This window comes from Xenorhabdus szentirmaii DSM 16338, from assembly GCF_002632585.1.
Classification (GTDB): Bacteria; Pseudomonadota; Gammaproteobacteria; order Enterobacterales; family Enterobacteriaceae; genus Xenorhabdus; species Xenorhabdus szentirmaii.
On the sequence record NZ_NIBV01000003.1, the window covers coordinates 35,536 to 48,942 of the forward strand.

Here is a 13,407-nt window from a genome sequence, read left to right on the forward strand (position 1 = left end):
TATCGTTTTACAATAAAAAATCAATGTAAAACGATAATTTTTAGTTTGATTCAAGTTATTGCCTGTAAATTACTTCAACACAAAATTGACTGAACTCACTTGCCCGCTCAAATCCAAAACAGTGAGCTGATATTTACCTGATTGTGAGAATAGGTGATTCCATGATTGATTATTGTCTGTCACTGCAATTTGTTCACCATTCAAAAACCACCACTGTTGCCCATTTCCTCCCTGTGTTGTCACTCGCAAATCCAATGTGCTTTTACCCGGAAGACGCTTCAATATATCCCCTTCACGTACTCCAATAATCAAAAGCGGTGCCTCCTCCATTTTCATGGGGGGACATTGGGGATTAACAGGAGGAAGCAGGTTAACTCTCCGCTCTTTCGTGGGCAGCCAAGCTTCTAACGCGATTGGCCATAAACTTACAGTCTCAGGCTGAGCATCAGGACAATCCGGGGCAACACGCAATCTATTTTTATCTAACCATATCCGCTCGTTGATCCCTAAGATCCCTTCCTGCCCGGCAGCGGGTAATGTCGGCGGGATCGTATTGTCCAGAATCCAACTCAAACGACGCTGACGGCAATTGTGGTTTTTCAAGGTCCGGTTTTCTTGAGAAGCCTCCCTTCCACCAGGCCAGCAAATAGTGGCCTGACTGACACTCGATGGCCGGGGATCAACAGGCACACGCATTGAGCTATAGCGTAATTTTCCCATTAACAATTCATTGATCTGATTCATAATGGGGATCGCCGTAGCATAACCAAACTGCCCGACAACAGGTGTACCATCCGGCCTGCCAACCCAAACCCCTATGGTATAGCGGGCATTCAGGCCAATCGCCCACGCATCGCGATAACCATAACTTGTACCGGTTTTCCATGCCAGCGGCACTTCAGCAGATAAAACATTATCGGGTTGAGGACGACTGCCACCCGCCATGATTCTTCGGACAATCCAAGCTGATCCGACAGAAAACAACTGCCTGTCCTGTATTTTCTGCTGTGGTATAAAACGCAACGGAGACATTTTTCCCTGACGGGCAAAGGCACTGTAAGCCGCGACCAATTCATCCATGCGAGCCGATGTTCCCCCTAAAATCAGGGATAAATTCGGTTCACTGCCAAGCGGAAAACGCAACCTCATTCCTGCATTACGTAAGTTGGCTGTAAATCGCTTAGAACCATAGAACTCAAGTAATTGCACTGCGGGTAAATTCAGGGATCTGACCAATGCTTCACTGGCGCTTACAGGCCCATTAAATCCACTATCAAAATTACCCGGGCGATAATTATCGAAACGACGTGGAACATCCTGCAATAAGGATTCGCCATGAATGAGCCCATCATCCAATGCCATGGCATACAAAAAAGGTTTCAGTGTAGAACCCGGTGAACGCCATGCACTTATCATATCGACATGACCGAAACGACTGTCATCGCGAAAATCGGCAGAACCAATATAAGCTTTGACTGACATATCGGTGTGATCAACGACAAGTATGCCAATCGATGTTTTAGCCGCTAATTGATATTTCCAGTTAAGCACCATATCTTCCAGCTGGCGCTGTAATCCGCTATCAATAGTTGTCTGGATTATTTCCTGATGATATTCATTTGCCATTCTCCTCGCCAGCAATGGAGCAAGATGAGGCGTTTGGCGGGGCGCCAGCCATATATTTTCTTCTTTGATATCAGCAAGTTTTTTTGCCGGCCAGACATTATATTGCGCCAGCCGTTCCAGTACCTTATCACGTGCAGCCTGTGCCCGTTCAGGATAGCGATCTGGCCTCAATCGGCTGGGAGCTTGGGGCAATACAGCCAATAATGCAGCCTCACCGGAAGAAAGCTCAGAGGGTGATTTCCCCAGATAAGCCCAACTTGCCGCACCAACACCTTGCAATGTTCCACCAAAAGGGGCACGGTTCAGATACATTTCCAGAATTTCATTTTTTGAATAATGCCATTCCAGTTGCAGTGTACGCCAAATTTGTTTGAATTTTCCGGAGACAGTACGTGAATGCGGATCAATTAACCGGGCAACCTGCATGGAAATGGTGCTGCCTCCTGACACTATTTTTCCTGCCCGAATATCTTGCCATGCAGCCCTGAGTAAAGAGATGGGATTGATGCCGGGATGTTGGTAAAACCAACGATCTTCATAGGTTAGCAATGCCTGAATATATTCCGGTGAGGTTTGTTCCAGAGTGACGGGATAGCGCCAGACACCTTCGCTGTCAGCAAAGCGCCACAACGGAGTATTATCAGCTCCCACCACCACTCTCGCCATTTTGGCATCATGGATTGGCAGCGGCCAGATTTTATCTGCCAACCACACTGTGGCAGGAAGAATTGTGACGAGAAAAATCAATAAAATAGCCCAAACAGGCAAATAAATACGGGAGGACAATTTTCTCATTAAACACGGTATCCGAAAAACTGTATCCGAAAAGGAAGAGCCCCTATTTATGACAATAGGGGCTGATAATGATTAGCGGACAACTTCCAGTTTTGAGTTAGTTGCACCCACTGCACGCCAGTTAGGCACATACATGGATTCAACCTGTGGTGCAGGTATCTGATAAACTCCCGGTGCAACCGCTCGGGCCAGATACAAGAGTGTTACTGATTTATAAGAAGGTACAGCAACAGCGGCAACAAAACGATCATCACGATATTCAATGTGACGAATGTCAGCTTGCTGCATTTCCTCAATCAAATCTTGTAAACCTGTCGCACTTTCACTCAGGCTGGCACTGCTATTTGCCAGATTCTGATTCTCAATTTCCAGCCCAGCCGGCAATAAATCGACAACTAATGCATCTGGTACCGTTTGAGTCGCACGGACTTCCAGTTTTACAACTACCATATCACCACTTTTCATCTGACCGATGTAAGCCGGGTTTCCTTCCAAATCAAAGTAAGTTCGATTTATGCTCAGAACATTAGAAGAAGGAGCCGGCGCTTTCAATGGGTAACCCACAATATTCAAACGCGAATAGAGGATGCTGTCACCACGGTTTTTGATTGCTATGCCCTTCGCTATCTGATCTGTTGACAGTGTTTCAGTTAGTGCACTATCACGTTTAATGAACGGTTCCTGCTGATTAATCAACGCTTCCCAAGGTTGTTCAGTTGTACCGATGAAGTAACGCCCTGCCAGATAAAGTGCGTTACTTTCTTGTGTTGAGAAGTAACTGCGAGTCGTCAGCTCATTGGATAAATTCAGTAATTTCCCATCACGTTCTTTCGTCAACATATTGTGCTCAGCCAGCAAAGCAACAATCAAGGCGTTATCCCGAATAGTACTGCCATAATCTCCCAATCCATAACCCGAGACACGTGATTTATTAACCCCCAAATGAACAGCTTCATCGCCTCGGGTATTATCTCCCATCATTTTTAATGCAATGCCCAACTGTACCAGAGATAAACCACTTTCAGCCTGTGCATGACGCTCATAAAGTTGCCTTAAACCGCTCAATGGCGCTTTTTGCTGACCAGCCAGAACCAAACCAGCATAAGCCTGCACAGAAAATTGTGTTGCAGGGTGTGATCCCATGTAACGATCACTGATAATGGTTTTATCCTGTAAATAACGTAATAAACGGTTATTTGCTTCTTTCAGGGAGTCAACCGGAACACTGTAGCCTTGCTGAGTTGCACGGAACAAGAAATCTGTCGCATACGCAGTCAGCCAGAATTCTTCATCGCCATTACGATCCCACAGTGAAAAACTTCCATCATGGCGCTGCATACTCAGCAGGTGTGTGATCCCGGCTTCAATAGCTTTTCGACGTTTTTCATCATCTTGGGTATTGATGCCTAATTTTTTCAATTCAGCTTCATTGGAATAAAGTGATGGGTAAAGCCCGCTGACGGTTTGTTCCAGACAGCCATAAGGGTAAGCATATAGCTCACGAATATAGCGTGAAATTTGCAAAGGCGGACGACTGGTCAGCATCAATTGGCCTTCCAGCGTTTCGGGTGCCAATCCTGAAATTGCCGTTGGTGGTAGTTGCCAATTTTTATCTTTATGTAGCACTTCTGCAAATTGCAGAGTTTCAGCCGGATGAGCGGGGCGGACACCAATCTTCCAGCTATTTTTATACTGTTCCAAATTTTCATCAGGCAAATTCAGTCCATCAATGGTCAAGAATACTTCACCTTGCCCAAATCCATGATCTGCCTGAACGGGAATATGAACTGTGGTTCGTTTCCCTTTCTCCAATATAAGTTTTTTGCTTGTCAGATTTTGTAATTTAATCAACCCCTCCGCCGTAACATTCAATGTCAGAGCTTGGGGATGTTCAGTTAAGTTTGTCAGATCCAACGACAATTGGGATTGATCGCCTCCGGCCATAAAGCGGGGTAATGACATTTGAGTCACGATGGGTGCAGCAACCGTGATTTTTCGTTCACCATGGCCGAACTCTTCATCACTCCATGCTTGGGCCATCAACCGCAATTCCCCATTAAAATCAGGGATTGGCAGGATTATTTCACCTTCACCATTCACATCCAACATTATTGGCTTAGCTTGTTCTGCAATGATATTGACTTCTGTCAGCGGTTTTTTACCACCCCGATCATACGTATCATCATCCGCATCTCCTCCAAAACGTAAATTTGCCTGACGCCCTTCAGCTTCAATCAAACGCCCATAAACGTCATACTGATCAACGCCATAACGTTTACGACCGAAAAAAGCATCATAGGGATCGGGGGTCTTAAAATTTGTAATGCTCAATACCCCGGTATCTACCGCTGAAAGCAAGACATTCACTTGTTTAGGAAGCGCTTTCCCTTTCTGGGGCATGGCCTTGATTTTAACTGCCAAATCCTGATTCGGGCGTATTTTATCAGGAGCGCTTAAGGCCACATTCAATTTACGCCCCTCATCCGTCAAGGGCAGATGCAATACACCAATCGCCCGCTTAGGCGTAGCCTGACGTGATTTATCCCCCGGGCGCACAACAACAGCAGTAAGATACAAATCATGGCGAGCCCATGCCTGATTTATTGGAACTTCAATATCCAAACCTTTTTCCGGCACATTAATTTCTTTCCACCACAGCGGGCCATCACTGGATTCCACCAGCAAATAACCTTTACCTTCATGTGGAGCAACCATACGCAATTTCACTTTATCGCCTAACGTATAGGCGGGTTTATCCAACGATAATTTCACTTGATCTGGACGAACCGCCCCTGTCCCGTCAGTGTTATCCTGCCATGAGTAACCCGCCCAGAAATTCAAGCTAGTGACGAGCTGATTTTCCGGATTAATGACTTCAATGCGATAAGAACCCCAATCAACGGGGAAACTGATTTTAGCTATGCCATTTTCAGCGATTTGGATGTGCTCATCCGCCATAACCAAATCTTTTTGGTTATAACCGGAATCCCAACCGTCATTGTCCGACCAACGCCAATAATAATCACGGCGTTCATAGACTAAACGCGCCCTTAATTCTGAAGCAGCGTATTTTTTGCCTTTGGCATCAGCATAAACGATTGCAAATTCCGCCAGCGAATTTTCATCCACGTTATAGCGGCTTTCATCCCGACCAGAGCGATAGTCATAAATTGTTTTTTTATTGAATAATGGGCGCACACCAACTAGCTGTTTTGCAGGCCAAATGGCTTGTTCAACCCGACGAGTGACCGGACGCCCTCCAGACTCAAGCAAACTTGCCTGAACCACAACCTTTACGGGAGATTTAACTGATTCCCAATTCTCACTATCGATGGATAGCACCGTTTTACCTTCACTATCTAAGGTGACATCAAACTCGTCTAATGCCCGGTATACATCGCTTTCATCTGCCACACCAAATTCATATCCCGGTAATGTCGCAACAGCTTCACGGACCGGACGTAAAAACATTTGTCCCTGCAAACGATTTTCTGCTGCCGGAGCACCATACAGGTAACGGCCGGTGACAGAGAATTCAACATCTTCATTTTTCAATAGAGGTTGATCATCAATGTTTCCTTTGATTTCTAACGCCATGCGTTCAGGCATGAAATCTTCAACGTTAAATTTGTAATAACGTGGCGCATTATCACCTAAGTCAAACCGCAGTGCCCACATCCCCGTTTCAGCCTCACGGGGGATCGGGTAACGATACTGGTACAGTTCATTTTCAGCTTGCCAGACAAAACTACGAACAACTTGATCCCCTGCTTTCAATACATCCACTTTGACAGGTTGCGATTTCAGTGGGCGACCATCAGCATCACGCAGTAATCCGTTAACAATCAAGGTTTCTCCCGGCCTATAAATATCCCTTGGGCCAAAGACAAAAAACTGCTTGCTATATCCTTCAGGGCCACCGATATCAAATTCAGAAAGATCTAACGCGGGGTAATGTAAATTGATAATACTGGTTCGTCCATTCTGGCTAGCCAGTAATAATTTAGCCTTATCATTTTTTTCAAGGGAGACATGGCCGTCATTATCTGTCGTTGCTTTTGACAAAAGTTGGCCTTTTATATCCAACAGGCGGATCTCAACACCTTTTAGGCTAGTTCCTTCTTCCAATGACTGAGCAAATACATCCATTCTGTTCAGGTAACTATGTACAGAGACGCCTATATCACTCAATGTGAACAAGGTAATAGGATTGCTGTAGGTATATTTTCCCGCTTGCTGCATAACAGCCAGATAAACCCCTTCTTTTTGCAACTCTTTGATATTGCTTATTGGCAATAATAATTTTTCGCGGGTATTGGCGGCAGGATTAAGATCAAAACGACCTGTGTAGACTAATTCTGTTTCTTCTAATAATTCCTTTGATTCCCAGTAGAACATACTGTCACGGGATTGCCAGGAGGAAATAAATGAAGGCAGGGCTTCGTCTTTGATTCGGAAAAAATTCACATCTATACTGTTAACATTGAGTGCCAAAACAGGCAATCCTTCCGCTATCTTACTCGGTAAGATCAATCCCTTGCTGGCAAAGCCAACAGTTGGTGTGATAGGCCGTGTAACAAATTTATTTTTATAGACGCTCGCCAACCGGCGACCATTTATGCCTTTTATGCCCTCATCAATGGTCAATTGTAATTCCCGGGCTGGCGGTAAATGGCGCAACCGGAGTTCCATTTGATTATTGGATAATTCCCATCCGCCATCTAATTTTCCCGATTTCACATCAATAAGATGCATTTTTTGTGAAAAATCCTGATCTGGCTCCAGAGGGACGGAGAATGTCACCACCATAGTGCTGGCACCATCCAATTGCAGCTCAGAGGCATCCACAATAGTGACATCTTTGCCTGCATAGCGTTGTTCTGGTGATTGAGAAACCTGTGTTTTGGTAACAGAACCTTCTGAAATAGCTTCCTCACCGTTTTGATTCACAGATTGAGACTGTTTTTCAGTAGCTGACTCAATTGACTGACTATTTTGGGGAGATTGCTGGGAAGAGGATATATTATTTTTTTCTGCGAGTTCTGTTTTCTCGGTATTCTCAGATTGATCACACCCAGATAGCATAAATACCGTAAATAATGAAATAAGCATCACTGCAAGGTATCGTTTTTTCCTTGCCGACCTTTGCCAGAATTGACATTGATACATAACCATAGCCTTTGTTGTTTGCCGAATATCTCGGAATTCTATCTTTATGGATATTCATATAATGCAGGGATCAAAATGAGAACGGTTCCAGTCCTTCCTTTAACTACATTGCCATGCAAATCCATTAATGGCATTTATGATACTTGGTATTCCGCATAACCAAAACACAGAAAAAAATAACGAAATTTTTACCCAGAATAAAACTCACATTGCACTTTTGCCCTATGTTTTTCCAAATTTTCGATACTTCTCGCAATTTCTCACAATATTTGCTTGCTTGTTGCAAATAAATTACGAGGATGTCATAGGGCAAAAGTTTATTGCCATGCAAATCAATGTGAATACAAGCGTTAATACAAAAATGGAAGTTATTGATTAACGACAGGAATGGTACCCCGTAGCCAGCTTCCTAATTTTCGTTGATAGAAAGGCTGAGTATGTTGAATCAGATAATGGCTGATGCCCCTTTCTTTTTCGTCGAGCAGGCAAAAATCCACTGAGTCATTTTCATCAAGGTATTCGCAAGCTGATTCACCGGCTTGCTGAATGATTGAGTTAATTTCATTTTCTGCTGTGGTTTCACTGAATTCCAACCCAATAAGTAAATTGGGCTTTTCGTCCATATTTTTATCATGGGCCATGATCAGAAAAGCGCGCCGAACAGGTTTATGCTGTTTGAGTAAATCAATCAACGCTTCAATGAGCTGAGTGGGTTGCTCTTCCGGCAGGCTGAAAGTAATTTGGCTTTCTCCGGGAACTTCTATTTCTGTTGCGACAGGCCCATTTGACAAGTGCATGAAAAATCTCCGAACAGTGCTGTTTGAACTGAAGTTAAGCGTGTTGAAAAGGTCAATTATAGCCCCTCATCAGAGGGGCCATAAGAAAGGTCACTTGAAGATTCTACTACTGATTATTTGAGTTTTAATTGGATTTTATTTAGCTTTAGCCAACAGTAAGTTAGCAATAGTACGCACACCCTGTCCCGTCGCACCAGCAGACCATTGGTCAACAGCGGATTTTCGGTAGGTGGCAGAGCAGTCAATATGTATCCAGCCTTTTTTGTAGTTTTCTACAAAGTGTGACAAAAATGCTGCTGCTGTACTTGCTCCCGCTGAATGAGAAGGCGATGCAATGTTATTCAATTCCGCAAAGTTGGACGGCAATTGACTACGATGGAATTCAGCCAGCGGTAAACGCCAGAATAATTCATTTTCACTGTCCGCCGCTGCCAGCAATTCTGATACCAATTGATCATCAAAGCTGAGCACAGAATGGTAATCGTTTCCAACTGCAATTTTTGCAGCACCGGTCAATGTTGCGGCATCAATAATCATTTGTGCTTTTTCTGCACTGGCATCAATCAAACCATCAGCCAGAACCAAACGCCCTTCAGCATCAGTATTCATCACTTCAACCGTTTTACCATTACGATAACGGATGATGTCTCCCAATTTGAAGGCATTACTGCTGACCATATTATCCGCAATGCACAGGAATAATTTTACCCGATGCTTCAAGCCACGGCTGATTGCCAAAGCCAATGCACCTGTTAACGTCGCAGAGCCTCCCATATCCGCTTTCATGGAGTCCATCGTATTGGAAGGCTTGATGCTGTATCCGCCTGAATCAAAAGTAATTCCCTTGCCAACCAGACAAGCGAACACGGGTGCTTTGGCATCTTTCGTCGGGTTGAAATCCAATGCCAGGAAAACAGGGGCGCGGGAAGAACCCCGGCCAACGGTATGTACTCCCATATATCCCTGCTCACGCAGCTCATTGCCTTTGATGACACGATAAGTTACAGCATCACCTGCAACGCCATTCAGTAAATCAATGGCACGTTGGGCAAGTTGTTCAGGCCCTAAATCTTCAGCTGGCAGGTTGATGGTATCACGCACCCAATCAATGAGTTTTATTCTTCTTTCCAGTTCTTGTTTATCAGCTTCAGGTAATGATGGCCATTCAATGGTACGCATTCCCTTGGGTGAACGGAAACCAAGCCATAATGACCAGCTTTTTTCCAAATCCCAACCATTCCCGACTAAGGCAACATTACGGACTCCCTGTCCATCAATTTTACGCCCCGCACGTTGAATTGCCCCCAATTTCCCATGGCCTGCCAAGTGGATGGTGATCCCTTGATCACTTGGGCTAATTAATGCTTTTTCACCCCAACAAGCGTTAGCTGGTTCATAAGACAGTGTTACGGGCATGATTTGTTTTGTCATTTTTTCTCACTTCTTATTTTATTGTTCACTGTTTCACAGTAAGGAGCTATTAATGTAAAAAAACTGGCGATTGCCAGTTTTCCATTAAATGCCGACTATGCCAAGCTATTGAGCAGGAATAGGTGAATTGGCGCTATTTTTTGTGCGATGCATTACTCATATTCATCCAACCAAACAAGCAAAATCGCTTCTAATATTTTTTCGTTGGATTTCAGCGGATCATCATCAAAACCATCCAGCCCACAAATCCATTCATGCATATCAGTGAAACGCACGGTTTTAGGATCTAAATCCGGAAATTTATCGTACAGCGCTTCGCCGATATCACGGCTGTTAGACCATTTCATTTTTAATTCTCCTGTCAGTGCTCACGTGCATGGTTAATGGAGTATTTAGGGATTTCAACGACTAAATCTTCATCGGTAACTTTAGCCTGACAACTTAAGCGACTTTCAGGCTCCAGCCCCCATGCTTTATCCAACATGTCATCTTCCAGCTCAGAGCTTTCTTCCAGTGAGTCAAAACCTTCTCTAACGATACAGTGACAAGTGGTGCACGCACAGGATTTCTCACAGGCGTGTTCAATTTCAATACCATTGCGCAGTGCAACATCCAGAATAGATTCGCCTTCCTGAGCTTCCAATACGGCACCTTCAGGGCAAAGTTCGTTATGAGGTAAAAATACAATTTTAGGCATAATTAAATTTCATCCACAGAATGACCCGCCAAAGCCCGGCGGATTGATGTATCCATTCGACGCGCGGCAAATTCCTGCGTTTGTTTGTCCAATTGTTTGATTGCGCTTTCAATCGCATCAGGAGATGTACCCTGAGCACTTTCAATTAATACTTGAGCAGCGGCATCAATGGCTGTTTGTTCTTCCTGACTCAGCAAATCAGCATCTTTTTCCAGCGCACCGGTTAAACTTTCCAACACCCGCGCTGCTTCTACTTTCTGTTCTGCCAGTTTACGGGCCTGAATATCTTCTTGTGCGTTAGTCATGGAATCTCTGAGCATACGGGCGATTTCTTCATCAGATAAACCATAAGAGGGCTTAACCTGAATGGAGGATTCAATGCCCGTGGATTTTTCCAGTGCACTCACACTCAACAAACCGTCTGCATCAACTTGAAAAGTCACACGAATGTGCGCACCGCCAGCCGGCAATGGGGGAATACCCCGCAATGTGAAACGTGCCAGCGAACGGCAATCGTTGACCAGCTCTCTTTCACCTTGCACAACATGAATACTCATGGCGCTCTGGCCATCTTTGAATGTGGTAAATTCTTGTGCCCTTGCAACAGGTATGGTGGTATTGCGCGGGATGACTTTTTCAACAAGCCCGCCCATCGTTTCTAAGCCCAATGACAGTGGAATCACATCCAGCAAGAGCATTTCGCTATCTGGTTTATTGCCCACCAGAATATCAGCCTGAATTGCGGCACCAATCGCAACAACTCTATCTGGATCAATGGAAGTCAAAGGTTCGCGATCAAAGAATTCACCCACCATGCTACGCACCAATGGCACTCTTGTTGAGCCACCAACCATGACCACCTGCAAGACTTCATCAGCCGTAACGCCAGCATCTTTCAACGCCCGACGGCAAGAAAGCAATGTGCGTTTGACCAGCGATGTGATTAATTCATTGAATTCGGTACGAGTAATGCTGCCTTGCCAATCTACAAAGCGGATTTCTGCGCTATCTGCTTCACTTAAAGCAATTTTGGTTTCGGTTGCAATATCGAGCAACTGGCGATGCAGTCCATGGTTGTTGTCACTGATCCCAGCCTGTTCTTTGATCCAATTTGCCAGCAGTGAATCAAAATCATCACCACCCAATGCGGTATCGCCACCCGTCGCCAGTACTTCAAATACTCCCCGGCTAAGACGGAGGATAGATACGTCAAATGTCCCGCCACCCAGATCGTAAACGGCAATGACACCTTCCTGACCGGAATCAAGCCCGTAGGCAATAGCGGCGGAAGTTGGTTCATTCAAAAGACGCAGGACATGCAGACCGGCCAAACGCGCTGCATCTTTGGTTCCCTGACGTTGTGCATCATCAAAATAAGCGGGGACTGTGATAACGACACCATCAAGCTTGCCATCCAACGTTTCTTCTGCCCGTTGTGCCAACGATTTCAGTATGTCAGAAGAAACCTGAATAGGATCAACCAAACCTGCCGCCGTATTAATCAATGGCAGGCCATTTTCACTCGCCTGAAGCTGGTATGGCAGATTGGGATAACGCTGTTGAATGTCAGCCAGAGAGCGGCCCATCATTCGCTTGACGGAACTGATTGTATTGACAGGATCGGATGCAGCCTGCTGACGTGCCTGCCAGCCGACCCGGATATCTTCTTTGCGATATTGTACAACGGAAGGAAGTAAGTGACGATTTTCACTGTCTGCCAATGTTTCCGCCTGCCCACTACGGACAGTCGCAACCAGAGAGTGAGTTGTACCAAGATCAATCCCCGCGGCCAGACGGCGCTGGTGCGGTGCGGCAGATAAACCAGGTTCACTGATTTGTAATAAAGCCATGTGTGCCCCTATAAATCTAATTTGGCTAAAAACATTCAGCTAAAAACATTCAGCTAAAAACATTCAGCTAAAAACCTTTCGGCTAAAAGTCATCCAGCAACCGCTCTTCCAGTTGTTCAACTTGCTGTTGCAGTTTGTCCAGAAAGCGTAATTTACGGACTGTATCAGCTGCAATTGACCATTCAGCTGCATCAAGCTGTTGTTCCATCTGCTCACTACGGTTTTTTATCATTTTATTGAGGCGAGAGGAAAAATGGGTCAGCGCTGTTTCCGGCTCTGCGCTATGCTCAATGGCATCAAGTTCTTCGCGCAATTCCAACTGCTGCATCAGGAACGCAGTATCCTGCATGGTGTGCTGCTCGCTGGATAGATCGAAACCTTGCTGAGACAGCATATATTCTGCACGTTTCAGGGGATGTTTTAGCGTCTGATAGCCATTATTAATGGTAGCGGCTTGCTGAAGTGCCAGTGTTTTTTCACGTTCTGGCTGATTGGCAAAACGATCAGGATGAAACTGGCGTTGCAATTCCTGATAACGGGTCGCCAACAGTTCACGGTTAATCGCATAACGCGCAGGCAGCCCAAACAAAGTAAAATAGTCCATAAGTTACTCTTAATGTCGCAAAATGCAGTATCAAAAAACGGGGTTATACGTGGAAGCTTTCCCCACAGCCGCATTCGCTGGAAACATTGGGGTTGTTGAACTTAAATCCTTCATTCAGACCCTCTTTGACAAAATCCAACTCTGTCCCATTGAGATAAAGAATACTTTTACCGTCAATGATAACTTTCACGCCCTTGTCTTCAAAAACCTGATCTTCTTCATTAAGCGTATCAGCAAATTCAAGTACATATGCCATGCCAGAACAGCCAGAAGTTCGCACTCCCAAACGCAACCCAATGCCTTTTCCTCGATTGTCAAGAAAAGCCAAAATACGTTGGGCGGCACTTTCTGTCAGGGAAATTGACATACAACACCTCACTTTTAAAACTAGTAAAGGTGGATATTGCAACAATATCCACCAGAATTATTTTCTTTTAT

At 44.9% G+C, this 13,407-nt stretch carries 9 protein-coding genes; all 9 read right to left on the reverse strand.

Features of this window, described 5'->3' with window-relative positions:
- Positions 1-69: 69 nt before the first annotated feature.
- A complete protein-coding gene (pbpC, locus tag Xsze_RS18865) occupies positions 70-2,421 on the reverse strand; it encodes a peptidoglycan glycosyltransferase PbpC (protein WP_038234540.1) in 2,352 nt (783 codons plus the stop codon).
- A 72-nt stretch (positions 2,422-2,493) separates the two neighbouring features.
- Complete coding sequence (locus Xsze_RS18875; RefSeq protein WP_038234542.1) at positions 2,494-7,590, reverse strand: alpha-2-macroglobulin; 5,097 nt, start codon at positions 7,588-7,590, stop codon at positions 2,494-2,496.
- 368 nt (positions 7,591-7,958) lie between these two features.
- Entirely contained in the window at positions 7,959-8,387 is a 429-nt protein-coding gene (locus tag Xsze_RS18885) for an enhanced serine sensitivity protein SseB C-terminal domain-containing protein (RefSeq protein WP_038234547.1), read from the reverse strand.
- 135 nt (positions 8,388-8,522) lie between these two features.
- Entirely contained in the window at positions 8,523-9,818 is a 1,296-nt protein-coding gene (gene pepB / locus Xsze_RS18890; RefSeq protein ID WP_038234549.1) for an aminopeptidase PepB, read from the reverse strand.
- 152 nt (positions 9,819-9,970) lie between these two features.
- Positions 9,971-10,165: a Fe-S cluster assembly protein IscX gene (gene iscX / locus Xsze_RS18895; RefSeq protein WP_038234551.1), complete on the reverse strand. Its 195-nt coding sequence runs from the start codon at positions 10,163-10,165 to the stop codon at positions 9,971-9,973.
- A gap of 14 nt (positions 10,166-10,179) precedes the next feature.
- Positions 10,180-10,515 (reverse strand): ISC system 2Fe-2S type ferredoxin, encoded by a 336-nt coding sequence (fdx, locus tag Xsze_RS18900; protein WP_038234553.1) that lies wholly within the window; start codon positions 10,513-10,515, stop codon positions 10,180-10,182.
- 2 nt (positions 10,516-10,517) lie between these two features.
- Positions 10,518-12,365 carry a Fe-S protein assembly chaperone HscA gene (gene hscA, locus Xsze_RS18905; protein WP_038234556.1) on the reverse strand — a complete coding sequence of 616 codons (1,848 nt, stop codon included), beginning with the start codon at positions 12,363-12,365 and terminating at the stop codon, positions 10,518-10,520.
- An 82-nt stretch (positions 12,366-12,447) separates the two neighbouring features.
- Positions 12,448-12,969, reverse strand: a complete 522-nt coding sequence (gene hscB, locus Xsze_RS18910; protein ID WP_038234558.1) for a co-chaperone HscB — start codon at positions 12,967-12,969, stop codon at positions 12,448-12,450.
- Between the two features lie 43 nt (positions 12,970-13,012).
- A complete protein-coding gene (gene iscA, locus Xsze_RS18915) occupies positions 13,013-13,336 on the reverse strand; it encodes an iron-sulfur cluster assembly protein IscA (protein ID WP_038234560.1) in 324 nt (107 codons plus the stop codon).
- Between the last annotated feature and the right edge of the window lie 71 nt (positions 13,337-13,407).

Coding starts and splice junctions, on each gene's coding strand:
- Xsze_RS18885 (WP_038234547.1), bottom strand. CDS start 8,387: ATGCACTTGTCAAATGGGCCTGTCGCAACAGAAATAGAAGTTCCCGGA.
- pepB (WP_038234549.1), bottom strand. CDS start 9,818: ATGACAAAACAAATCATGCCCGTAACACTGTCTTATGAACCAGCTAAC.
- iscA (WP_038234560.1), bottom strand. CDS start 13,336: ATGTCAATTTCCCTGACAGAAAGTGCCGCCCAACGTATTTTGGCTTTT.
- hscB (WP_038234558.1), bottom strand. CDS start 12,969: ATGGACTATTTTACTTTGTTTGGGCTGCCTGCGCGTTATGCGATTAAC.
- hscA (WP_038234556.1), bottom strand. CDS start 12,365: ATGGCTTTATTACAAATCAGTGAACCTGGTTTATCTGCCGCACCGCAC.
- iscX (WP_038234551.1), bottom strand. CDS start 10,165: ATGAAATGGTCTAACAGCCGTGATATCGGCGAAGCGCTGTACGATAAA.
- fdx (WP_038234553.1), bottom strand. CDS start 10,515: ATGCCTAAAATTGTATTTTTACCTCATAACGAACTTTGCCCTGAAGGT.
- Xsze_RS18875 (WP_038234542.1), bottom strand. CDS start 7,590: ATGTATCAATGTCAATTCTGGCAAAGGTCGGCAAGGAAAAAACGATAC.
- pbpC (WP_038234540.1), bottom strand. CDS start 2,421: ATGAGAAAATTGTCCTCCCGTATTTATTTGCCTGTTTGGGCTATTTTA.